The following is a 21,311-nucleotide window of genomic DNA, read 5'->3' on the forward strand; positions in this document are numbered from 1 at the left end:
TCGGGGCGCGGGCGGCGGTTCGAAGACAGGCTCTGCATCACCAGCCGCCCTCCCCCGGCACCAGGCGGCCCGCCTTGCGGTATTCGCGGCGGGCCCCCTCCAGGAGGTCGGCGGCGGTCACCTCGTCGCCGCGCCCGGCGGCCAGATACGCGGCGGAGACCACCGCGCTGCGGATCGAGCCGCCGGCCATCTCGAAGTCCCGTGCCAGCGGCGCCAGGTCGATCCCGTCGGTGGAGGGGACGTGCGCCAGGCCGTGCCGCCACAGGGCCAGGCGCTGCCCGGCGTCCGGGAACGGGAAGTCGACCACCAGGTCAAGGCGCCGGGTGAACGCCTCGTCGATGTTGGCGCGCAGGTTGGTGGTGAGCAGCGCGATCCCGTCGAAGGACTCCAGCCGCTGGAGCAGATAGGCGCTCTCCATGTTGGCGTACCGGTCGTGTGCGTCCTTCACCTCGGACCGCTTGCCGAAGACGGCGTCGGCCTCGTCGAAGAGGAGGACGGCGTCGGTGCGGTCGGCCTCCGTGAAGATCCGCTCCAGGTTCTTCTCAGTCTCGCCGACGTACTTGTCGACGATCGACGACAGCTGGACGACATAGAGGTCGAGGCCCAGGTCGGCGGCGACCACCTCCGCCGACAGCGTCTTGCCGGTGCCGGACTCGCCCGCGAACAGACCGAGGACACCCCGGCCGCGGCCGCCGCCCGCACTGAGCCGCCAGTCGCCGAGTACGCGGTCGCGGTGGCGGGCGCGCAGGGCGAGTTCGCGCAGTTGGGTGAGGGGGCCTTCGGGCAGGACGAGGTCGTTCCAGTCCACGGCGGGCCGGATCCGCCGGGCGTGCCGTTCCAGCCCCGAGGCCGACTGGCGGCGGGCGGCGAGGCGGACGTGGGCGGCGGTCACCGGCGTACCGTCGAAGGCCGCGAGGGCGCGGGCGGCCTGCGCGGCGCGCTGGACGCGGTCGCCGCCCAGGCGGTAGGGGGCGACCGTGGCGGCCAGGTCCAGGCCGTCGGCGTCCGCGCCGAGAGCGGCCTGCCAGGCGGGCGCGCCACCGGCCCCGCGGCTCGGGGCTTCGAGGACCAGCGGGTCGTGCGGGGACCAGTGCGGGTCGTAGGGGCGGGGGTCCGTCAGCAGTACGGTCACGTCCGCCGCCTCGCTCAAGGCCCGTACCAGCGGGGCGGGGTGCTCGGGCAGCCCCGGCACGACGACCGCCCGCCCGCTGAGGCGGGCCTCGCGCAGCAGCTCGGGGACGTGGTCCGCCGGGTCCGGGCAGCGCAGTGCGTCGAGGCCTGCGGCGCGCAGGGCGGTGGCGAGGGCGGCCAGGCCGTCCCCCTCGCGGGGTTCGCGCAGATAGGCGATGACCGGGCCGGTGCGCAGCCGGGCGGCCAGCCGAGCCGTGAAGTCCTCGGCGCCGGGGGCCGGAGGCATCGGCTCGGGCATCGGGTGCAGCCGGCCGAGGAGGGCGGCGTCCGGGGTGTCGTCGCCCAGGAGATGGCCGATCAGCCGGTCGGGCACGCGCAACGCGCGGCTGAGGAAGGGGCGTTCGGGCTCCTGCTCCTCCAGCAGGCCGAGGGCCCGCAGCGGCGCCGACGCGTGGAGTCGGGCGCGGGCCTGTGCCGAGGACGCGGGCAGCCCGCACAGATCGAGGGCCAGGCCCACGCTGGCGCGGCGCCGGCTCACGTCGTCGTTGAGGTAGCCGTACAGCGCCTCGAAGGTGCGGTCGACGTCCGGGGCGAGGGCGATGAGCAGGACGGTGGCGTCCCACCCGGTCAGCCCCATCCGCTCGGCCAGCCGCGCCAGCCGGTCGGCGCGTCCCCTCGCCTCGACGGCGACGGGCATGACAACCCCGGGCGCGCTGTCGCCCTCGGCGGGCGACCAGGTGTGCAGCAGGTGGTGCACCGCCTCGTCGGACAGGAAGAGGCCGCGCAGCGGGTCCTCGGCCGTGGGGTCGGCGGCGGCGCGGTGCCCGGCCAGCGCGGCCACCCGTTCCCGCAGTGCCGCGAGGTGGGCGAGCAGCGCCCGCGCGGGGTCGTCGTACGGGCCGGGCACCGGCGCGCCGGGGGCGGCGGCCGGTGTCTCGGCGTACCGGGCGCTCATCGCGGGTCCGGGCGGTCGGGCGCGGTGGCCTCGCGGGCGGCACGGGCGGTGGCCACCTGGTGCGGCCGGTGGGAGCGCTCGGAGGACTGCGGTGGGCCGTCCTCCGGGCCGCGCAGCCGGACCGTCGCCCCCTCGGTGACGGCGGGCCCGGCGTCGTACTCGGGGTAGGCGGGGAAGGGCACGGTCACCACCAGGTCGAGGGACGGCCTGAGTTCGCCGCCCAGGGCGGACCAGATCTCGGCGAGGGAGCGGGACTCCGTCCGGGTACCGGCCACCGTCACCGGCACCGAAAGCCCCAGCGCCGCGAGGGCGCCGGGGAGTTCGGCGGGCGGCACCAGCTCCCGTGTCAGCAGGGTCGCCAGTACGGCCGACAGCAGCCGGTGTTCGTCCTGCGGGGTCTTGGTCCAGGCCGTCACCAGGTACGACAGCCGGAACCAGCGCGGCGGCCTGCGGCGCCGCACCACGATGTCCCGCTCGTCGCGCACCGGCAGGTGGCCGCGCTGGCGCCGGTCCACGTCCTCCCGGATGTCGTAGAGGTAGGTGTTGACCACGGGGGCGTTGCGGCGGGCCGCCCAGTCGCGGGTGGGGGCGTCGAAGGACACGTCGATGCCGGAGCCGGCCAGCGCTCCGCCGCCGAGGAGGCGTTTGAGTACCTCGTCCACCTCGTGGATCACGTTCGCGCTCCCGCCATGCCGGTCCGCCGGCTCCCTCGTCCGTCGCCTTCCGCCACCGATCGTGCCGCGCGCGCCGCCTCGCCCGCAGGCGCGGCGGGACCGACGGCCGGGCAGACGTCCCTGCCCGTACGGCCCGAAGGGAGCGCCGGGGCCTGCCCGTTCGGTCAGATGTAGCCCTCGCGCAGGGCGTAGGCCACGGCATGCGCGCGGTTGCGCAGATGCAGCCGGGTGGTGAGGCCGTGGATCACGTTCTTCACCGTGCGCTCGGAGTAGGACAGCTTGGAGGCGATCTCCCCGGTGTCGAGCCCCTCGGCGACCAGCCGCAGTACGTCCACCTCGCGGGGCTGGAGGCCCAGCGAGGGGGCGCCGACGCGGCCCGCCGCGCCCCGGTGCAGGGTGCCCACCTGGCTGATGAGCCGTCCGAGCAGGTCCGCGGGCAGGTCCCCGTCGCCGCGGGCGGCGGCGAGGACGGCCTGCACGAGCCGGTGGGCGGTGGCTTCGTGCCGCCAGACAATGGCGCCGATGCCGCACCCGACGAGGTCCAGCAGCTCCGTCTCACGGATCGCGTCGACCACGACGACGGCCCGCGCGCCCTCGCTGCGCACGATCCGGCGCAGCCGGGTGAGCGCCGCATCGTCGAGCGTGTTCTCGATGAGCAGGGCGACCGTGTCGGGGCCGGGCTGCTCCCGCAGCTCTATCTCCGGATGCCGGCGTAACTGGCTGACCGCTCCCTCCCGGCTGATCGGGTCCGGGGCGGTGACCGCCACCGGGACGCGACGCCGGGCGGCGGTCCTGTCCGCGGCATCGGGCACGGCGGTGGTCCTGAGTGAGTTGAGCACCCGTCTCCCCCTGTTCACGAGCGTGCCGTACGGATTTGTCCGGCACTGGATGTCTCTTCACCCTTTGGGGCAGCGGCGGTGTGCGCAATCGTGGAGCACCACGAGGCACACCACGAGACCACGACGTCCGGCCCCGCAAACAGCGCGCCGCTCCCCCTCGCGTGAGCGATGTCACCCTCACCTCCGCCCGCTTTTGCCTGTCTTATCGAGGGGGATCGCCTTACCGAACGTCAGGAGACAGCGATGAGCGGACCGTTCCGCGCACGCGAGCACGACGGCGCCCACGCGCTGGTCGCGGCGGAGGTCGAGCGCGCCCGGTCCGGCGCGGGCGGCCTCGTCGTGCTGCGCGGCGCCACCGGTACCGGCCGCACCGCCGTACTGGAGGCCGCGGCCGGGCACGCCGCGGAACAGGGTCTGCGGGTGCTGCGCGTGCGCTGCTCCTCCGAGGACACCGCGGTGCCCTTCGCCGCGGTGCGGCATCTGCTGGACCCGGTACCGGAGTTCACGGACGTCGCACCCGGCGCGGACGGCCGCGCCGACGCGGCCCGGCTGTGGCGGCTGCTGTGCTCGTACGCGGCCGAACGCCCGCTGCTGCTGGCCGTGGACGACGTCCACCTGGCCGACGACGCGTCACGTCACTGGATGCGTGAGGCGGCCCGGCACATCGACCGGTTACCCGTCCTGGTGGTGGCCACCGAGCGCAGCCAGTACGACATCGAGCCGCGCTCCGCCGGACTCACCCAGTCGCTGTCGCCCTCCCTCGTACGCACGCACACCCTCGGCCCGCTCGGCGACCGGGCGGCGGCCGAACTGGTCCGGGCGGCTTTCCCCACGGCCGGGCCGGGGTGGACGGCGGCCTGTGTGCGCGCCGCCGCGGGCAGTCCGCTGCTGCTGCACGCCCTCCTCGACGACCTGGGCGGCGCCCCGCAGGACGGCCTCTCCGCGAGGGGCGAGCCGCCGCTGCCCGAGACCTGCGCCGCTCTGTATCCCGGGTCCTATCCGGCGGCCGTCTCCTGGTGGCTGCACAGCGCCGGTCCCGCCACGGCCGACGTGGCCCGCTGCCTGGCGGCGCTGGAGCAGGCATGGCCGACGGACCCGGCCGACCCCACCGTGGGAGGCCCGGCCGACCGGGGCGCGAGCGATCCGGTCCACCTGCTCGCCGAGGCCACCGGCGCCGACCCCGTCCGGATCGCCGGGTGGCTCGCCGCGATGACCCGGCTCGGCCTGCTGCGTCCCGACGCGGTCGGCCGTCCCCGCTACGCGCATCCGCTGCTGCACGACGCGGTGCTCACCGGCTGGCCCGAGACGAGCCGGCAGGCCGCGCACCGGGCGGCGGCGCAGGCGATGCTGCGCCGGGGCGAACGGGCCGAGTCCATCGCCCGGCACCTGCTGCGGGTGCCGGGCGGCGAGCCGCCCTGGGCGCTGCGCGTCCTGCGGGACGCGGTGACGGTCGCCGTGCACGACGCCCGGCCCGACGACGCCGTCGGCTATCTGCGCCGCGCGCTGGACGAGCCGCTCCCCGACGCGCTGCGCCAGCGGCTGCTGACCGAACTGGGCTCCCTGCACTACGCCTCGGCCGACGCCCCGGCGGCCATCGCGCGGCTGGCCGAGGCACAGCACCTGGCGGCCGAGCCCCGAAGCCGGGTGCGTACGGCGGTGGCCCTGGGCACCGCGCTGGTGGACCGGGGCGAAGTCCGGACGGCCCTAGAGGTCCTGCGCCGTACGGAGGGGCAGCTCTCCGGCCACCCGGACCTGGCCCGTACGGTCCAGACCGCCGCCGCCCTGCTCTCCGACGGGGACCCGGCGACCCGGCAGCAGGTCTACCGGTGGCTGTGCGAGGCGGCGGACACTTCTCCGGACCTGGTGGGCACCGCCGGACAGGCCCTGCTCGTACGGTTTGAGTCCACGGCCGCGCTGATCTCGGCCCAAGAGGCGATGGGCCGGATACGGGACCTGCTCGCCCGGCCCACCGACTCGCTCGCCGAGCCCTTCTTGCTGGGCACGGCCGCCGCCGTGGCGCAGTGGGCCGACGAACTCGACGAGGCGGACCGGCTCGTCGATCTGGGGCTGGCCGGGCAGCGGGCCGTGCTGCTGCACCCGATGCGGCACGCACTCCTCAACACCCGCGCCGACATCGCCGCGGCCCGTGGCGACGCCGCCGCTCTGTTGGCCGCTCATTTCGGCACCGATCCGGTAGGCGGTCCGGTGGAGTCGCTCCCCGGCCCGTCCAACCGGGACGCCACCGCCCTGCTGGCGCTCGTCCACGCGGGCCGGATCGAGGACGCGCAGCGCTACGCCGCCGGGTTCGACCTGCGCGGGACGGCGGAGAACTTCGAGCTGAACCGCTTCCTCTACGCGCGGGGCGTGCTGCGGGTCACCGCCGGCGACCCGGCGGGGGCGCTGCACGACTTCCTGGAGTGCGGGCGGCGCCAGTCCGCCCGCGACGTGGTCAGCCCCGTCGTCACCCCATGGCGGACGGCGGCGGCACAGTGCCGCCTCGCGCTCGGCGGCGGGCCGGACGCGGTGACGCTGGCGGCGGAGGAGCTGCGGTTGGCGCGGGTGTGGAACACGCCGCGCACGGTGGGCCGCGCCCTGCGCGTACTGGGCGCCGCCACCGGGGGGCGGCGCGGCCTCGAACTGGCCGAGGAGGCCGTGGCGACCCTGCGGCCGGCCTCCGCCGCCACCGGCATGGAGCTGGTGCGGGCGCTGCTGGCACAGGGCCGGCAGCTCGCCGCCGCCGGAGAACGCGGCCGGGCCCGCGACTGCCTGCGCGAGGCCGCCGAACTGGCCGACGGCAAGGGCGCCGTGGGCATGGTCAACCTGGCGGGACAGGCCCTGCGCCAGAGCGGCGCCCGTAGCCCTGTCGTGGACCGCACCGGCCCCGGGGCGCTGACCGGCAGCGAGCGCCGCATCGCCGAACTGGCCGCCGACGGTCTGACCAACACGGAGATCGCCGATCTGCTGCATCTGGCGCGCCGCACCGTGGAGACCCATCTGACCAGTACGTACCGGAAGTTGCGGATACGACGCAGAACGGCACTGGCCGAGGCGCTGGACGGGGACCGGCCCGGGGACACCAGCGGCACCGCTCGTCCGACGGCTCCGTCCGGTCGGTGACGCCCGTGCCACATCGGGCTCACACCAGCTCGGGCTGCGGTTCCGGTTGGCGTGCCGGTGCGGCCTTCGGCTCCCACTGTTTCGTGGTTCGTATATAGCCGTAGATCACTGAGGTCATCGCCAGAACGACCAGTGGTCCGAACAGCCACGGGTGTTCCGCCATCTCCACGGACAGATAGCGATACGACACCAAGAGGGCGACGAAGACCGTCGCACCGTGAGCGACGAGCTGAATTGCCGACCGGTCCCACCCGCGGTCGAGCGAGCGCATCGCCGCCTCGATCGTGACGGTGAACACCACACCCGCAACGATGTCCGCGCCGTAGTGGTAACCGAATCCCAGCGTCGCGCCGAGCGTGGCGATCAGCCAGAACGCGCCGCCGAATTGCAGAATTCGTGGACCCTTGCGGGAATGGATGAATATCGCGGTCGCCCACGCCGTGTGCAGGCTGGGCATGCAGTTGCGCGGGGTGATCCCGTCGAACGGCATATGGGCCGGGGAGGCGATCGACGGCGGCGTGTCCGGCCACAGGTCGGCCACCGCCCAGTGCCCGCCGTCGGCGCCGAAGGCGAAGATCGGTCCGACCACCGGGAAGATCATGTAGACGGCCGGCCCGAGGAGGCCGACGGCCAGGAAGGTGCGCACCAGGTGGTGGCCGGGGAAGCGGCGCTCGACGGCCACGTTGCGCAGTTGGTACAGCGTGACGGCGACCGCGGCCACGGCGAGCTGGATGTAGACCCAGTCCAGGACATGGGCCCCGATAGGGCCGGTCGCCTCGACGATCCGTCCCGCCACCCACGACGGGTCGCCCAGCGCGTGATCGGCGGTCGCCACGTACTGGTCGAGCACCGTCGGGCGGGTCTTCCACGTGATGAGCAGCCAGGTGTCGCCGGTCTTGCGGCCCGCCACCAGCAGCAGGCCGAGACCGACGCCCTTCAGCAGCAGGGCGCGTTCCCGGCCGGTGCGTCGCGTCACCGCGATGACCGCGCAGCCGAGGAGCACCCACAGCGCACCGTTGCCGAACATCATCTTGGCGTCGAGCGCCCACCGCACGGCAAAGAAGACGATGTCGATGGCGATGGCGGCGCCGAACGCGATGAACCGTTGCCGCCAGGTGAGCACCACCGTCATCAGGGCCATGCTGGCGTAGAGCAGAGGCCCTGATTTGGGGGCGAATATCACCTCTCGCACCTGATTGGTGATCGGCCCCCGTACGCCGTAGTGGCGCGCGGCTATCTCCAGGGCGACGAGGAATCCGAGAGCCACCGCGCCTGCCGCGGCCCACAGCATCACCCGCGGCTGACGCCACGCGGCGACGTTCGTCCTGGTGCCTATTCGTGAAATCACCCGCAAGGTTTTACATCTCAATCGCTCGGCCGATTTGTTCGATGCCCTCACCCTTTACGCGGAAAAGCGTGGTTTCCGGTGCAGGGCGCGATGAAGGTGATCACCGCGAGCTCGAACATGTTAGCGGAGCGGTACGGGTGGGTTTCGCTGGTCAACGGGAGGGCAAAGGCCGGCCGGCCGTGGCGGCGGACGACGCCCCGAGGCACGCACGTCCACGCCAGGCCGTCGGCCTGCCGGACGGCTCAGCAGGTGTTGCCGACGCCGTCGATCCGGCCGCCGAAGTCACTGCGGTAGTCGATCCTGTTGTCGCCGTTGCGCACCACCCGGGTCTCCTTGGGGTTCCAGTTGATGAAGCAGCCGTCGACGTTCGCCACGAACGATCCGACGTTGTCGTGGAAGGCGGCGGGCATGTCGTGGTACCCGTCCTTGGCGACCCACTCCCAGCTCCGCCCGTCGTAGCGGGATCCGGTGTAGAAGCAGATCGATCCGCCCGTACAGGACGGCACAACGGCGGCCGACGGGGCCGCCAGCGCGTCCGAGGCGGGCACGAGCGCGGCGGTCAGCGAGAGGACGGCGGCCAGGGACCAGGAACGCAGCTTCATGGGAATCTCCTAGATCAGCCCGTGGGCGGGGACCGGTGACGGATGTCACTCCGTCGCGGGTCCGGCGCCGTGCGCCGGACCCGACGGGACGAGCCTCGTCCCCGGCGCCGGTGGGAGTCGACGGGTTTCCCGTCGCCCTTGCCAACGGGAAACGGGGAAACGCCCGGTCGCCGGCGCCCTGCGGGCGAGCGCCGGGTCAGTCGCCGGGGAGCAGCCGGGTCTCGGCAGCCGGTACGCCCTTGGTCCACCAGTGGTCGTAGCGGGCGTAGGCCCGGGGATCGCGGGCGGCGAGGAAGGCGGCGAGCGACCGGGCCTCGGCCGCCAACTCCTCCCAGACGGGTTCCGGCAGGGGGTGGAAGGCACCGGCTTCGACGCCGCCTTCGGTGACGCGCCAGACACCGGCCACCTGGCCGTCGACCAGCAGGGTGGGCAGCACGTCGCCGTTCACGCGGGTCACGTGCTTGCGGTAGGCGGGCGGGATGACCCGGCTGCGGTCGGCGTAGGCCAGCAGGACGCTGTCCCACATCGCCATCAGCCGGGGCGGCGCGGGCGTGCCCTCCTCGGGCCGGGGCGCATCGGGAAGGTCGTACAGCACGGTGCCGTCGTCCCCCCGCAGCTCCTCCAGTCCGTCCGCGAGTGCCTGCACGGCCGCGCGGACCCGGGGCCGCTGGACCAGCGCGAACTGCGCCATGTCGGCCACCGAGGCCGGTCCGAAGCCCGCCAGATAGCGAAGCAGCAGGACCCGCAGACCCGCGTCGGGCGCCTGGGGGTCGGCCAGGGCGGGCCGCTCCTTCGCCGCGACGTACGAGAGCCGGTTGGTGAACGTCCAGGGTCCGCCCGTGGGCGCGTGCCACAGCGGCGCGTACTGCCGCAGCATCCGCTGGGCCCCGACCTCCAGCGGCCGACCGAGGCGCCTCTCGAACCAGTCCCCCAACTCGGCGCTGCCGCGCGGCTTCCGGGTGTACCTCCGCAGGCCCGCGACCAGGGCATCGGCGTCCTCACCGGTGAGCCCCGACGAGCGGAAACGCGCGTCGCCGAGCCGGGAGGAGCGCAGCGTCGGCTCCATGGCCTCGCGAAAGCTCCGGTAGTCCTCGACGTGGACCGCGTGCAGGGTGAGCCGCATGAGGGTCGCCTTCACGATGCTGCCCTCGGCCAGCGCCGTGTCGAGTTCGGCAGGATCGAAGCCGCGCAGCCGGTTCCACAGCGCGATGTACGGCGAGGCGGGCTGCTGCGCCTGGAGGGCGACCACACGTCGCAGCGCCTCCTCGACGTCGAGCGACTCGCGGCCGAGCAGCAACTGCCGGGCGAGCGTGGCACGGTTGAGGGCACGCGCGGAGATCACCATGCCCCGATTCTCCCGCGCCCGCACCCGCCGCAGAAACCCGACCCGTAGGGCTCCCAGGCTCCCCCGGCCCCACCCCGACTAGGCTTGAGTGTGTCCTTTTCCATTCCCCGGCGGGAGTGCATCGGTCGGCGGTGTCGGCCGTCGCCGCGTGACGTAGGAGAGTGAACCGGTGACAGAGCGCAAACCTGCGGGTGTGAGCTTCGAGTCGTGGGTGGACCGGCAGATCCGCGAGGCGCAGGAGCGCGGCGAGTTCGCCGAGCTGCCGGGTTTCGGCAAGCCCCTGCCCGATGCCGCGCAGCCGTACGACGAGATGTGGTGGATCCGTCAGAAGATGGCCCGTGAGGGCGTCACCGCGATGCTGCCCCCGGCCCTGGCGCTGCGCAAGGAGATCGAGGACGCCCTGGCCGCGGCGGCCGACGCCCCGTCGGAGCGGGCCGTGCGGGCGCTCCTGGAACCGGTCAACGAGAAGATCGCCGCCATGCTCAGGCAGCCGCCTCCGGGGCCACTGCTGGGGCGCGAGCCGATCGACATCGACGAAGTCGTACGGGAGTGGCGCGAGGCACGCCGACAGGCGTGACGGTGGAGTGACGTATTCCAGCGCACCGTCACACAGCCCGCCGCCCTGCCCGACATACGATCGCCGCTGTCGGCCGCAAGGCCACCGTCCACTCGACAGCCTCCCCATGGCGCAAAAGTTACGCCCCAAAACGGCTTCCACGAACGGGAGTTGGTGCATACGGTCGCCTCTGTCAGTCGTGACGACAACGTTCAGGGAGGGACAGCATGAACCCCAACATAAGAGCGGCAGCCGCCACCGCGGCGCTCCTCACCGGGCTTCTCGCGGCCGCCGGCACCGCCAACGCGGCCGAACGCATCGACGCGCAGCACCTGGCCGCACACCTCGACAAGGCGATCGCCGCCGAGCAGGCCAACGGAGAGACCACGGGCGGGCCCATCTTGGGTGTCGTCGCGACCAGCCCCGACGGCGCCGACACCGTCACCTCCTGAGCGAGGGCGGGCGCGCGCCGTGGACAACCCGAGGGAAGACGGCAAAACCGGGGGCGACCACGTCAGTTGGTGCCCCAGCGGGGAAGCCCATCGGCCGGAATCCGTCGTTCTGGGCGTCAGATCGGGGGACAACGGCCAGGTCGTCTATCTGGCCGAGCCGGTACCGGCGGCACAGGTCCTGCCCGGCATCCCCGAGGGCATCGCGCCCCACCGGGTGCTGCGATTCGCCTCGCACTGCGTGTCCGAGTGCGCGAACCGGGTCGGCGACGCCTGCGGTCTGATCGAGCGCATCCAGACCCTGCCGTCAGCCGACGCCACGGGGGCCGTGCCACGGTGCCATCTGCGGCCCCACTGCAAGTGGTGGACCCAGGCGGGGGTGGACGCCTGTCACCGCTGTCCCGCCATCCCCACGCTCAACTCCCCCGACGACCAGCTCGCCGTACTCGTCGCGGATCCCTCCACCACCACCGAGCAGTTGCAGGACTGGATCGCCGCGGCCGAGTGACACACACCGGTAGCACCCGTACCAAAAGTGCCGGTCGCGAGGTGGCCCACGCGCCCTCGCGACCGGCACTGCCGGGCCGCACGGCGCGCGCTCGACGCGCTTCAGCCGATCAAGTCGTGGGCTGGCTCCCCCTGTACGAGCATGGAAGGAGTGCCGGTTCCTGAGGTCCTTCAGGAACCCTCAACTGCCATGCGCCGTACGGCATCGTGTGGGCATGCGCATACTGGTGGTCGAGGACGACGAACGGTTGGCGGAACTGCTGCGCCGGGGACTTTCCGGTGACGGGTTCGCGGTGGATGTGGCCCACGACGGGCTGCGCGGACTGGACTGCGCGCTCGGCAACGACTACGACGTGATCGTGCTGGACGTCCTGCTGCCGGGGCTGAATGGTTTCCGCCTCTGCGCCCGGCTGCGGGACGCCGACGTGTGGACGCCGGTGCTGATGCTGACCGCCAAGGACGGCGAGTACGACGAGGCCGAGGGGCTGGACACCGGCGCGGACGACTACGTCACCAAGCCCTTCTCCTACATCGCCCTCGTCGCCCGGCTGCGCGCCCTGGTCCGGCGCGGCCGACGGGAGCGCCCCGCCGTCATCCACGTCGGCGACCTGGAGATCGACCCGGCCGCCCGCCGGTGCCGACGCGGCGAGACCGTACTGGACCTGACCGCAAGGGAGTTCGCGGTGCTGGAATACCTCGCCCTGCACCACGGGGAGGTCGTGACCAAGACGGAGGTGCTGGAACACGTGTGGGACCACGCCTTCGACGGAGACGTCAACATCGTCGAGGTGTACGTCTCCGCCCTGCGGCGCAAGATCGACACCCCGTTCGGCCGCCACACCATCCACACCGTCCGCGGGGCCGGATACCGCCTCGAAAACGGCAGGACGCCCGCATGACCCACCTGGACCCGGCCCGTCTGCTGCGACCCACCACCGTACGCGCCCGGCTCACCCGGCGCGCGGCGGCCATCGCCGCGCTCGGCACAGTCGTCGCCCTGGGTCTGGTGGCCCTCCTCACCACCGGCACCGCCGTGATGACCAATTCGGACGCCAAGGGGGCGGCAGACCAAGGCGGTGCGGACTCCCGAGTCCTGGACCTGTGCCGGAGCCTCGGGCTGATGCACACCGACAGCACACAGCCGCATCCGGCCGTCTCCGGCTGGACGTGGCTGTGGGCGGTCTCCGCGGTCACCGTCGTGGCGGCCGGAACCTGCTGGTTCGCCCTCGGCAGCGTGTTGCGGCCCGTGGAAGAGGCCCGCAGTCACTTCTCCCTGCTCGCCTCGGACGCCTCCAAGCACCGCGTCCCCCTCCCCCGCGACGGCGACGAGATCACCAACCTGGTCCAGACGATGAACTCCGGCCTGAACCGGCTCCACACGACCGTCGAGCAGCAACGGCGCTTCGTCGCCGACGCCTCCCACGAACTGCGCAGCCCCCTGGCGGCGCTCCAGGCCGAACTCGAAATCGCCCTGTCCCGCCCGGAGCGTGCCGACTGGCCCGACGTGGTACGCGCCGCCCTCGGCGACACCCGCCGGTTGCAGCACCTCACCGAGGACCTGCTGCTCCTGGCCCGCCTCGACCTCGACAAACCCGGTGAGCAACACCGTATGGAGAAGGTGGACCTGACCGACCTGGTCCGGGAGGAGACCGCCCGCCGCCACCCGCCCACCCACGTGGACCTCCGCCTCGACATCGTCCCCGATCCGCTGGTCGTCAAGGGGCATCCCGCCCTGCTCGCCCGCGTCCTCGGCAACCTCCTCGACAACGCGGAACGCCACGCGAGCAGCAGCGTCACCGTCCGCCTCCGCCACGACGCCGAACAACGGCAGGCCGTCCTGGACGTCGTCGACGACGGTCCCGGCATCCCACCCGCCGACCGCGCCCGCGTCTTCGAACGCTTCACGCGTCTCGACACCGCCCGCACCCGCCACACCGGCGGCACCGGCCTCGGCCTCGCCATCGCCCGCCGCGTCACCGCACTTCACCACGGCACCCTCACCATCACTCCAGCCCCCCGCGGGGCACACCTCACCGCACGCCTCCCCGCCCAAGGACACGCCCGAACTCCGCCGTGAGGACGCCCGCGAACCCGACCGGGGACACACCGCACCCCGGGTCCAGGTGCGTTCAGCGGCACCCGCCCCACGCAACCGCCATGGCGTTAGGCACACTTTGTGTGTTGTAGTCCCCCTTACCAAGACCCGCACCAGCAGAATGAGCCACGCATGATCACGCTGACGAAGGAATCCGGCCCGGCGGACCTGGACGGAGTGACCCATCTGTCCATCGGTGTGTCCTGGGACCCCACGGCGGGCAGCAGCGGTGGAGTCGTAGGTCTGCTCCGCCGCAAGAGCGGCACCGACCTCGACCTGATCGCCGTCGCGATGCAGGGCGGGGACCCGGTGCGCCTTGCGGGTCTTGACTCGCTGGACCCCATGGGCAACGGCTCCCTGGTGCACAGTGGCGACAACCAGACCGGGCGCGGGGACGGTGACGACGAGACCGTCACGGTCGAGTTCGCGCGTATCCCCGAGCAGATCACGTCGGTCGTGTTCGTCGCCGCCGCGTTCAAGAAGGGCAGTTCCTTCCAGAAGGCGCGCAACATCAGCTTCAAGGTGTACGACGCGACCGGGGGCAGCGCCCAGCAGGTCGCCGACATCTGGCCCAGCCTGCTCACGCAGGACAACGGCTGCGCGGTGGCCAAGGCCATGCGGGTCGGCAACTCCTGGAAGCTCGAAGTGATCAACGTGACGGGGAAGATAAAGCAGGGCGACGAGCACGCCCTGATGCGCTTCGCCATCAGCAAGTAGCCCGTTTCCCCCACTTGTACCGGGCCCGATCGGGCCCGCGGGGCATCGCACGCACCTCCGGCTGCCGCCGATGCACGGCATCAGCGGCAGCCGAGGGCATGCCCCGAAGCGGGAATCGCCTGCGGGCCCCGCGTGTCACAGCCAGCGGCGGCGGCCCGGTCCCGTCGGGTGGGTGCCGGTGACGCCCATGACCAGCGAGTAGAGGCTGGTCTCCGCGGCGATGAAGAGGCGGTTGCGCTTGGCGCCGCCCCAGGAGATGTTGGCGACCGCCTCGGGGACGTTGAGCCGCCCGATGAGGGTGCCGTCGGGGTCGTAGCAGTGCACGCCGTCACCCATCGCGGCGGCCCACAGCCGACCGCCGTCGTCGAAGCGGAGGTTGTCGAAGCGAGCCTCCTTCCGCGTCCGCGCCTCGGCGAAGACCTTGCCGTCGGACAGGGTGCCGTCGTCGCGCACGTCGAAGACCCGGATGCAGCCCGCGCGGGTGTCGGAGACGAAGAGCTGCCGCTCGTCGTGCGAGAAGACCAGCCCGTTCGGCGCGCCGAAGCCGTCTGCGACCAGGCGTACTTCGGCGGTGACGGGATCGACGCGGTAGACGTTGTTGGCCCCGATCTCGCTCTGCGCGCGATGGCCCTCGTAGTCGCTGGTGATGCCGAAGTCCGGGTCGGAGAACCAGATCGAGCCGTCGGACTTGACGGCCGCGTCGTTCGGGCTGTTCAGACGCTTGCCCTGCCACCGGTCCGCCAGCACCGTGACGGTGCCGTCGTGTTCGGTGCGGGTCACACGGCGGTTGCCCTGCTCACAGGTGATCAGCCGGCCCTCGCGGTCGAGGGTGTTGCCGTTGGTGTTCCCGGCGGAGCGGCGGAAGACGCTGACGGCACCCGTCTCCTCGTCCCAGCGCAGCATCCGGTCGTTGGGAATGTCGCTCCAGATCACCTGTCGCCAGGCGGGCAGGTAGATCGGCCCCTCGGCCCAGCGGCATCCGGTGTACAGGACCTCCAGAGCTTCGTCTCCGTTCATGCAACGTCCGGTGCGGAACCGGTCGTCGAGCATCTCGTACAGCCCGGGGCGCTCGCTGGTCATGGGGCCCTACCTCTCCTACAGACGCCACACACCGAACCTGCTTCGGCACGTTCCGAAGATTGCAGGATGAGTTATGGTCAACACAAGACCATGCCGAATGGAGAGTTGTGGATCACATCGACCGCGTCCTGCTGGCGCAGCTCCAGCAGGACGCCACCCAGTCCTACGCCGCGCTGGGTCAGGCCGCCGGCCTGTCCGCCGGTGCCGCCCATGAGCGCGTGCGCAAACTGCGGGAGCGCGGCGTCATCCGGCGCACCACCATCGAGGTGGATCCGGCCGCGGTGGGCAGCGCCGTCCTGGCCTACGTCCTGGTCGACTCGACCTCGTGGATGGGCGATTCGACGGACGCCTTCGCCGCGCTCCCCGAGGTCCTGGAGGCGCACATCATCGCGGGCAGCGCCTCGGTGCTGCTGAAGGTCAGGACCGCGACCACCGAGCAGCTCCAGGACGTACTGCGCCGGATCTATGCGATTGAGGGAGTCAGCGGAACCCAGGCCACCGTGGTACTGGAGACGTTCTTCGAGCGTCCGCTCTCCCCGCAGGCCGCCGAGCGGACCTGAGACCGGTCACCCGGGAGGTCGGACCCCACAGCCGTCCGGTCGTCTCACCGAGAGGCGACGGCCTGCTCCAACAGGCCGTGCAGCACCCGCTGCTCCTGCGGGTCGAGGCCGGACAGCGGGGAGTCCACGGCGAGGAGTTCGAGGAGACGTGCGCGCAGCGCGGTGCCTTCGGCGGTGAGGACGAGGTGCTTGGCGCGGCGGTCGGTGGGGTGCGGGTGGCGCTCGACCAGGCCCTGCTTCTCCAGCTTGTCGACGACGAAGGTGGTGTTGGAGGGCTCGCAGCTCATGCGCTCGGCGAGCTCCCGCATGGTCATCGGCCCGCTCATCTCCCGCAGCGCGGTCGCCTGGGGCGCGGTGAGGCCCAGGGTGGCCGCGCGCTCCCGTACGTGCTCGGCGATCCGCTGGGCCAGCCCGTTCACCAGACCGCACAGCTGTCGCTCGGCGATGGCCTGCCGCTCCGGGGATGTCGTCACGCCCCCCACCCTACCAACTCCATCAAGCCACCATATTTACAGCTTGAATGATTCAAGCTTGATGCTTATGGTGGGCCTCGCCGCCGCAGGAGCGCGGCGGCACCCACGACCTGACGGCAACTCACAGGGGAGCATCCATGTCCGACTTGATGGTGGACCAGACCGTACGACTGCGCCGCCCGGCGGGAATCCGCTCGATCCAGCTGGGTGACACGAAGGTGTCGTACGTTCCGGACGGCGATGTACGCCTGCGGCCGCTGCAACTGCTGAAGGACAGCACCGACGAGGTGTGGGCCGCGCACCCGGAGTACCTGGACGCCACGGGCCACCTCGTGGGGAGCGTCGGCGCCCTGCTGGTCGAGCACGGTGGCCGCGCGCTGCTGATCGACACGGGCTTCGGCCCTCAGACACACGAGGAGCCGGAAGGCCCCCTCGGCGCCATCCAGGGCGGCGCGCTCGTGCGCAGTCTGGCCGAACTCGGCCGCAGCCCCGAGGACATCGAAGCGGTGGCCTTCACCCACCTCCACGCCGACCACATCGGCTGGGCCTGCCACCTGGCCCCCGGCGGTGACCAGCCCGTATTCGCCCGCGCCGACTACCTGATCTCCGAGCCGGAGTGGGACCGGCGCGACCTCCTGGAGGCCCAGGGCATGACCGCCCAGGTCGCCGCCCTAGCAGCTCGCGTACGGACGATCGCGGACGGGCAGGAGATCTTCCCCGGCGTCCGCGTACGGATCACCCCCGGCCACACCGTCGGGCACGCCGAGTACGTCATCACCGGGGGCGGACGTCGGCTGATCGCCTTCGGTGACGCCGTGCACTCGCCGGTCCAGATCGACCACCCCGACTGGTCCTCGGGCTTCGACCACGACCTCGCCGCCACCGCCGACCACCGCCACCGCCTCGTCGCGGAACTGTCGGAGCCCGGCACGATCGGCTTCGGCGTCCACTTCGCCGACGTGGTGTTCGGCCGCGTCCAGCAGGACGGGGACGGCCCGGCTTGGCGGCCCGTGGACGCCTGATCGGATCCGATGGGTGAGTCAGTCCTGCGCCGAGAGGCGGACGTGGACACCCCTGTCGGCCGCTGCCGCCGAGCCGGGGCGGTCACCCGGCTGTGGGCGGGGGGTGCGATTGAGGGGGCCTCGCACTGCTGCGGTGCAGCAGGAAGGCGAGGTCTAGCTCAGTTGTGTGCAGTAGTTGCCTACGTAGGTGTTTCCTTCTTCTACCCGCAGCTCACGGGCGAGGTTCGTGGCGGGGCTGACGAAGAAGTACACCGGCGGGTCGTTCAGGCACCGCCAGGTTTCGACGGTGTAGCGGTCGAGCAGGGTGACTGTGGTGGCCTGGTCGGAAGGAATTTGACGGTTGCAGTGGATGCCGACCGTCGTGAACGTACCACCTCGGCCAATCATGCAGGTCACGTGCGGCGTCGCGTTCGCGGGGGCCGCAGCGCTGAGGGTGAGACCGGCCACGGACAGGGTGGCAATGCCGAGGGAACCTAATAGGCGGGCTGCCTTCATGACGTACCCAACTCCTTCTTCTCTCTCGTTGGTCGGAGGCACGATGGCCTATCGCGCACTCTGTCAGGCGGTAGTCCACGACCGCCACCGCAAGGTGCTCCTCGGGTGGCATATCGGCCAGCAGATCTTGGCGCAGATGGTTTCCGGGGTGCGCCGTTCCCGTAGAGCGCGGAAATGGTTGAAATCCGTGCTCCGCCCTGGCGGTGACCGTATCGGCACGTCCGCGAGCTACTCGGCGATCTCGGTGCGATAGGTCCACTGGTAGACCTTCAGCTGTCCCTCAGCGGTGTCTTTGAGCCGTTCCGTGGGATCGAAGTGTTCGTAACCTCCTCTGAACGGCACCTTCACCTGGGCGTCGGGTTCGGTGAGGGTGACGATGCGCTCCGGCAGCTCCTCCGGCCCGCCTTCGAGTACGGCCTTCGCGGCGTTTGACACAGTCAACTCCTTACGTGTGTCTGTATGGCGAACTCATTCTCTACCCGGTCACGCACGGAACGAATGCCCGGCACTCCCGAACCCCTCCAGTGGAGGAATGCCGCGATCGTATTGCGGACGAGTCCGTCGTGCTCTCCGGAAGGCCGTCGAAGGTCGGCGTACTGGCGTCCGGGTGACCTGTCGAACAACTTCGCCCGTCCGCACGGCTCTCGCGGCGAGGCTGTGGCGCCTACTCCCCGGGCACATTTCCCTGGCCCGTGCGGCCGCACCTGATGGGTCGTCATCTGCGCTTCCGCCCGTTCGGCGGGCCCGCGATCGGGTTCGAGGAACTCACCGGGTATCTGCGCAAGAGCGGTGTCCGGCACGCGAGCATGTACGGCATCGGGCAGATGCTGCCCGTGAACTCCCCCCTGTACCTATTACCTGAACTGCCCGGCACTCCCGTGGTGCCGAGCATGAAGAACGACTTCGCCAACGCCGAGAACTATCTGGCGTCGAAGCCCAAGGATCCCGAACTCGCGGTCTCCATGACCTTTATAGACCTCAACCACCCCGAGACGATGCCGCCCGGCATCGACCTGTACGACAAGGAATTCCCGGGAGCGTTCCAAGAACTGAGCGCCGTTCATGAAGGTGCTGCGGGAGCGTCGGATTCCCATCACCATCATGAAGAGACTGCTGGACAAGCGTCCGAATCTCACACTGGACCTCAGCCGGCGGGTCCTGGAAGACAGCCATTTCAGCGAGCCGAGAGTGCGGCAGAAGTACGCCGCGTTCGACCGGTATCCCACCAGGGCCATTCCCGGCACCGGCTTCGTCGCCTCCCGCGACAAGGACTACCACACCTACGCGCAGGAACTCGAAGTCACCAGCCACATCAACAAGGCATTGAACGACCGGGCCTTCCGTGACATCGCCCTCGGGGAGAACTACTTCCGGCTGCTCGACCTCAAGAAGAGCGCGCCGCGCGTATGCACGGCAGGGTGACATGAGGGGACTGGCCCGGCCTTCGGCAGCACGTGCGTGAACGACGGCCAGGGCTCGGCGAAACCGGTCGGGCGACACCATGTCGCCCGACCGGTTTCGCCGTTGTCCGGAAGGGGTGGGGTGCCCCCAGCCGCCAAGTCCCAAACCGGCGCACCCTAGCCAACCTCGCGCATGTTCCGCTGGAAAATGCCGGAAATTCCCCTCATGGGCAACACGCTGCGTAACCTCTCGTCACCTCAGCCGCGTTCGAGCACCACGCGCGGAGCCCGTTCGCGGCGCCAGGGGAGGAAGTCGCGCGTGCTTGGAATCGATGAGTGTCTGCTGGAGTCCATGGGGTTGCCCGGCGTGCGCGGCGCCGCGGTGGTCGACTGGACCAGCGGGCTGGCCCTGGGAACCATCGGCGACTCACCCTGCGGTGACCACGAGACGACGGCCGCCGAGGCCGCCGAATTCGCCCGGACGGCGGCCGAACACCCCGCCTTCGTGGCGGACGAGGCGGATCCGGCGGGGCTCCTGCCGGTCGAGGACGTGCTCGTCACCGCCCGTACCGGCTACCACCTGCTGCGTTTCGTCGAGACGACCTTCGACAGCAGCCTCTTCCTCTATCTGTGGCTCGACCGCGAGCAGGGCAACCTCGCCATGGCCCGGCTGCGCCTGCGCGACCTGGCACAACGGCTGGTTCTCGGATGACGCTCACCGAAGATCCCTGCGACGCGGTGCTCGTGTCGCCCATGCTGGTACGGCTCGTGGCCGAGCGGGCCACCGGCGCGCTGCTGCGCGACACGGGCACGCTCTATCTCGTCGACGGACAGGTGGTCCACGCCGAGAGCCCCGCCGCACCCGGCCTTGAGGTGCTGCTCACCGCGAGCGGCCGGGTGCGCCCGGAGGGTTGGCAGCGCGCCGTGGACCAGGCGGGCGGGCGCGGGACGGTCGGCCGCTTCCTCGTCGAGAGCGGCCAAGTCGCGTGCGGAGAGCTTGAGTTGTGCCATCTCGGCGCACTCCACGACGCCGCCTTCTTCGCGCTGGCACCCGGCAAAGGACCCACCCGGTTCCGGTACGGTGCCGTGCACTGGATCGGCGCGGTGCGACCCGTCACCGCCCACGCGCTGGCCCGGGAAGCCACCCGCCGCAGGGAACTGCTCGACCGGATCTGGCCCCACCCCGAGGTCGACACCGCGCCCGTCGTCCCGGTGACGGACCGCCCGGGCCTGCCGGTCACCGTCCGCCAGCGCGCCCTGCTCGCGGCTGTGGACGGCGTCCGCACCCCGGGCACCATCGCCCGGCTGCTGGGCCGCCCCGCCTTTCACACCATGGTCGACGTGCGCAGGCTCGCTGCGGTCGGCGCGGTCGAGACCCCCCTCGCGCCCGCCCCGGCCGAGACCGTGCCCGACTGGGTCGCGCGCGCCTGCGCGGAGTCGGCCCAGCCCTCGGACGAAGCCCTGCTCCGCAGGCTGCGGGACGCCCTGGAGGCCATGCCGTGATCCGCGCCCTGCGCCAACGCGCCGAAAGGAGACAGCTGATGACGGCCGAGGCCGAGATCCTCGCCGAACTACGCCGCCTGCGCACCCGCCTGCCTCAGGTCACCGGCGCCCTGACCGCCAGCGTCGACGGCCTCGTCCTCGCCCAGGACGCCATCGACGACGCCGAGTCCGTCGCCGCGCTGACCGCCGCGGCCCTCGGCGTCGCCCAGCGGCTCACCCACACCACCGGCCGCGGCGCCTTCCGCGAGCTCCTCGTCCAAGGCGAGGACGGCTACGCCGCCACCTACGCGGCGGGCTCCGCCGCGGTGCTCACCCTGCTCGCCCTGCCGCGCACCAACGTCGGCCGTCTCCATCTGGAGGCCCGCCGGGCCGGAGCCCGGATCGGCGAACTGGTCGACGGCGCGCTCGAACGGCTGGAGACCTCATGACCAGCACCGGACCCC

23 protein-coding genes are annotated in these 21,311 nt (G+C 71.8%); 13 read left to right on the forward strand and 10 right to left on the reverse strand.

Features of this window, described 5'->3' with window-relative positions; genetic code table 11:
• Positions 1-37: 37 nt before the first annotated feature.
• The 3 genes from BX283_RS04460 to BX283_RS04470 all read right to left on the reverse strand — a co-directional run bounded on the left by BX283_RS04460 (position 38) and on the right by BX283_RS04470 (position 3,599).
• Complete coding sequence (locus BX283_RS04460) at positions 38-2,086, reverse strand: ATP-binding protein (protein WP_101386357.1); 2,049 nt, start codon at positions 2,084-2,086, stop codon at positions 38-40.
• Complete coding sequence (locus BX283_RS04465) at positions 2,083-2,760, reverse strand: DUF4255 domain-containing protein (RefSeq protein WP_101386358.1); 678 nt, start codon at positions 2,758-2,760, stop codon at positions 2,083-2,085. Before BX283_RS04465 ends, BX283_RS04460 begins: the two co-directional genes overlap by 4 nt.
• A gap of 164 nt (positions 2,761-2,924) precedes the next feature.
• On the reverse strand, positions 2,925-3,599 hold the full coding sequence (locus BX283_RS04470) for a LuxR C-terminal-related transcriptional regulator (protein ID WP_101386359.1): 675 nt from the start codon (positions 3,597-3,599) through the stop codon (positions 2,925-2,927).
• A gap of 243 nt (positions 3,600-3,842) precedes the next feature.
• Here BX283_RS04470 and BX283_RS04475 point away from each other — a divergent pair, with 243 nt between their 5' ends.
• Positions 3,843-6,716 carry an AAA family ATPase gene (locus BX283_RS04475; RefSeq protein WP_101386360.1) on the forward strand — a complete coding sequence of 958 codons (2,874 nt, stop codon included), beginning with the start codon at positions 3,843-3,845 and terminating at the stop codon, positions 6,714-6,716.
• Positions 6,717-6,735: 19 nt separating this feature from the next.
• On the opposite strand, the gene BX283_RS04480 is transcribed toward BX283_RS04475, so the two are convergent.
• From BX283_RS04480 to BX283_RS04490, 3 genes are all read right to left on the reverse strand, one after another.
• Entirely contained in the window at positions 6,736-8,007 is a 1,272-nt protein-coding gene (locus tag BX283_RS04480) for a phosphatase PAP2 family protein (RefSeq protein WP_101386361.1), read from the reverse strand.
• A 299-nt stretch (positions 8,008-8,306) separates the two neighbouring features.
• The gene (locus BX283_RS04485) at positions 8,307-8,666 is read right to left on the reverse strand and encodes a peptidase inhibitor family I36 protein (RefSeq protein ID WP_180357047.1); all 360 of its coding nucleotides are present in this window, start codon (positions 8,664-8,666) and stop codon (positions 8,307-8,309) included.
• A 196-nt stretch (positions 8,667-8,862) separates the two neighbouring features.
• Positions 8,863-10,011: a winged helix DNA-binding domain-containing protein gene (locus tag BX283_RS04490; RefSeq protein ID WP_101386363.1), complete on the reverse strand. Its 1,149-nt coding sequence runs from the start codon at positions 10,009-10,011 to the stop codon at positions 8,863-8,865.
• A 169-nt stretch (positions 10,012-10,180) separates the two neighbouring features.
• Between BX283_RS04490 and BX283_RS04495 the strand changes: the two genes are divergently transcribed.
• The 6 genes from BX283_RS04495 to BX283_RS04520 all read left to right on the forward strand — a co-directional run bounded on the left by BX283_RS04495 (position 10,181) and on the right by BX283_RS04520 (position 14,335).
• A complete protein-coding gene (locus BX283_RS04495; protein WP_101386364.1) occupies positions 10,181-10,588 on the forward strand; it encodes a DUF1992 domain-containing protein in 408 nt (135 codons plus the stop codon).
• 206 nt (positions 10,589-10,794) lie between these two features.
• On the forward strand, positions 10,795-11,019 hold the full coding sequence (locus BX283_RS04500; RefSeq protein WP_101386365.1) for a hypothetical protein: 225 nt from the start codon (positions 10,795-10,797) through the stop codon (positions 11,017-11,019).
• Positions 11,020-11,038: 19 nt separating this feature from the next.
• Positions 11,039-11,524, forward strand: a complete 486-nt coding sequence (locus tag BX283_RS04505; RefSeq protein ID WP_101386366.1) for a hypothetical protein — start codon at positions 11,039-11,041, stop codon at positions 11,522-11,524.
• A 214-nt stretch (positions 11,525-11,738) separates the two neighbouring features.
• Positions 11,739-12,422, forward strand: coding sequence for a response regulator transcription factor (locus BX283_RS04510; protein WP_101392124.1), 684 nt, complete (start codon positions 11,739-11,741; stop codon positions 12,420-12,422).
• Positions 12,419-13,600: a cell wall metabolism sensor histidine kinase WalK gene (locus tag BX283_RS04515; protein WP_101386367.1), complete on the forward strand. Its 1,182-nt coding sequence runs from the start codon at positions 12,419-12,421 to the stop codon at positions 13,598-13,600. Before BX283_RS04510 ends, BX283_RS04515 begins: the two co-directional genes overlap by 4 nt.
• A gap of 150 nt (positions 13,601-13,750) precedes the next feature.
• Positions 13,751-14,335: a TerD family protein gene (locus BX283_RS04520; RefSeq protein ID WP_101386368.1), complete on the forward strand. Its 585-nt coding sequence runs from the start codon at positions 13,751-13,753 to the stop codon at positions 14,333-14,335.
• 135 nt (positions 14,336-14,470) lie between these two features.
• Here the strand turns inward: BX283_RS04520 and BX283_RS04525 are convergent, their stop codons facing one another.
• Complete coding sequence (locus BX283_RS04525; protein WP_101386369.1) at positions 14,471-15,415, reverse strand: SMP-30/gluconolactonase/LRE family protein; 945 nt, start codon at positions 15,413-15,415, stop codon at positions 14,471-14,473.
• 107 nt (positions 15,416-15,522) lie between these two features.
• Here BX283_RS04525 and BX283_RS04530 point away from each other — a divergent pair, with 107 nt between their 5' ends.
• Positions 15,523-15,975, forward strand: coding sequence for an Lrp/AsnC family transcriptional regulator (locus tag BX283_RS04530; RefSeq protein WP_101386370.1), 453 nt, complete (start codon positions 15,523-15,525; stop codon positions 15,973-15,975).
• A gap of 44 nt (positions 15,976-16,019) precedes the next feature.
• Here the strand turns inward: BX283_RS04530 and BX283_RS04535 are convergent, their stop codons facing one another.
• Entirely contained in the window at positions 16,020-16,448 is a 429-nt protein-coding gene (locus BX283_RS04535) for a MarR family winged helix-turn-helix transcriptional regulator (RefSeq protein WP_101392125.1), read from the reverse strand.
• A gap of 137 nt (positions 16,449-16,585) precedes the next feature.
• Here BX283_RS04535 and BX283_RS04540 point away from each other — a divergent pair, with 137 nt between their 5' ends.
• Positions 16,586-17,470, forward strand: coding sequence for an MBL fold metallo-hydrolase (locus tag BX283_RS04540; RefSeq protein ID WP_257581949.1), 885 nt, complete (start codon positions 16,586-16,588; stop codon positions 17,468-17,470).
• A 153-nt stretch (positions 17,471-17,623) separates the two neighbouring features.
• On the opposite strand, the gene BX283_RS04545 is transcribed toward BX283_RS04540, so the two are convergent.
• The gene (locus BX283_RS04545; RefSeq protein WP_101386371.1) at positions 17,624-17,965 is read right to left on the reverse strand and encodes a hypothetical protein; all 342 of its coding nucleotides are present in this window, start codon (positions 17,963-17,965) and stop codon (positions 17,624-17,626) included.
• 228 nt (positions 17,966-18,193) lie between these two features.
• Positions 18,194-18,400: a DUF5988 family protein gene (locus BX283_RS04550; RefSeq protein WP_101386372.1), complete on the reverse strand. Its 207-nt coding sequence runs from the start codon at positions 18,398-18,400 to the stop codon at positions 18,194-18,196.
• Between the two features lie 666 nt (positions 18,401-19,066).
• Here BX283_RS04550 and BX283_RS04555 point away from each other — a divergent pair.
• The 4 genes from BX283_RS04555 (at position 19,067) to BX283_RS04570 (ending at position 21,296) form a co-directional block, all read left to right on the forward strand.
• The gene (locus tag BX283_RS04555) at positions 19,067-19,387 is read left to right on the forward strand and encodes a hypothetical protein (protein WP_143676380.1); all 321 of its coding nucleotides are present in this window, start codon (positions 19,067-19,069) and stop codon (positions 19,385-19,387) included.
• 297 nt (positions 19,388-19,684) lie between these two features.
• The gene (locus BX283_RS04560) at positions 19,685-20,077 is read left to right on the forward strand and encodes a hypothetical protein (RefSeq protein ID WP_101386374.1); all 393 of its coding nucleotides are present in this window, start codon (positions 19,685-19,687) and stop codon (positions 20,075-20,077) included.
• Positions 20,074-20,868, forward strand: coding sequence for a transcriptional regulator (locus BX283_RS04565; protein ID WP_180357048.1), 795 nt, complete (start codon positions 20,074-20,076; stop codon positions 20,866-20,868). The genes BX283_RS04560 and BX283_RS04565 overlap by 4 nt, the downstream gene beginning before the upstream one ends.
• Positions 20,869-20,906: 38 nt before the next feature.
• The gene (locus tag BX283_RS04570; protein WP_180357049.1) at positions 20,907-21,296 is read left to right on the forward strand and encodes a roadblock/LC7 domain-containing protein; all 390 of its coding nucleotides are present in this window, start codon (positions 20,907-20,909) and stop codon (positions 21,294-21,296) included.
• Positions 21,297-21,311: the final 15 nt, after the last annotated feature.

Origin of the sequence: Streptomyces sp. TLI_146 (assembly GCF_002846415.1) — a bacterium.
In the GTDB taxonomy this organism is placed as follows: Bacteria; Actinomycetota; Actinomycetes; order Streptomycetales; family Streptomycetaceae; genus Streptomyces.

What these genes read in the sequence shown, in the direction of transcription:
- BX283_RS04490 (WP_101386363.1), bottom strand. Translation starts at nt 10,011, where the DNA reads ATGGTGATCTCCGCGCGTGCCCTCAACCGTGCCACGCTCGCCCGGCAG.
- BX283_RS04515 (WP_101386367.1), top strand. Translation starts at nt 12,419, where the DNA reads ATGACCCACCTGGACCCGGCCCGTCTGCTGCGACCCACCACCGTACGC.
- BX283_RS04460 (WP_101386357.1), bottom strand. Translation starts at nt 2,086, where the DNA reads ATGAGCGCCCGGTACGCCGAGACACCGGCCGCCGCCCCCGGCGCGCCG.
- BX283_RS04485 (WP_180357047.1), bottom strand. Translation starts at nt 8,666, where the DNA reads ATGAAGCTGCGTTCCTGGTCCCTGGCCGCCGTCCTCTCGCTGACCGCC.
- BX283_RS04510 (WP_101392124.1), top strand. Translation starts at nt 11,739, where the DNA reads ATGCGCATACTGGTGGTCGAGGACGACGAACGGTTGGCGGAACTGCTG.
- BX283_RS04570 (WP_180357049.1), top strand. Translation starts at nt 20,907, where the DNA reads ATGACGGCCGAGGCCGAGATCCTCGCCGAACTACGCCGCCTGCGCACC.
- BX283_RS04545 (WP_101386371.1), bottom strand. Translation starts at nt 17,965, where the DNA reads ATGAAGGCAGCCCGCCTATTAGGTTCCCTCGGCATTGCCACCCTGTCC.
- BX283_RS04480 (WP_101386361.1), bottom strand. Translation starts at nt 8,007, where the DNA reads ATGCTGTGGGCCGCGGCAGGCGCGGTGGCTCTCGGATTCCTCGTCGCC.
- BX283_RS04565 (WP_180357048.1), top strand. Translation starts at nt 20,074, where the DNA reads ATGACGCTCACCGAAGATCCCTGCGACGCGGTGCTCGTGTCGCCCATG.
- BX283_RS04500 (WP_101386365.1), top strand. Translation starts at nt 10,795, where the DNA reads ATGAACCCCAACATAAGAGCGGCAGCCGCCACCGCGGCGCTCCTCACC.
- BX283_RS04555 (WP_143676380.1), top strand. Translation starts at nt 19,067, where the DNA reads ATGAAGAGACTGCTGGACAAGCGTCCGAATCTCACACTGGACCTCAGC.
- BX283_RS04475 (WP_101386360.1), top strand. Translation starts at nt 3,843, where the DNA reads ATGAGCGGACCGTTCCGCGCACGCGAGCACGACGGCGCCCACGCGCTG.
- BX283_RS04540 (WP_257581949.1), top strand. Translation starts at nt 16,586, where the DNA reads ATGTCCGACTTGATGGTGGACCAGACCGTACGACTGCGCCGCCCGGCG.
- BX283_RS04520 (WP_101386368.1), top strand. Translation starts at nt 13,751, where the DNA reads ATGATCACGCTGACGAAGGAATCCGGCCCGGCGGACCTGGACGGAGTG.
- BX283_RS04525 (WP_101386369.1), bottom strand. Translation starts at nt 15,415, where the DNA reads ATGACCAGCGAGCGCCCCGGGCTGTACGAGATGCTCGACGACCGGTTC.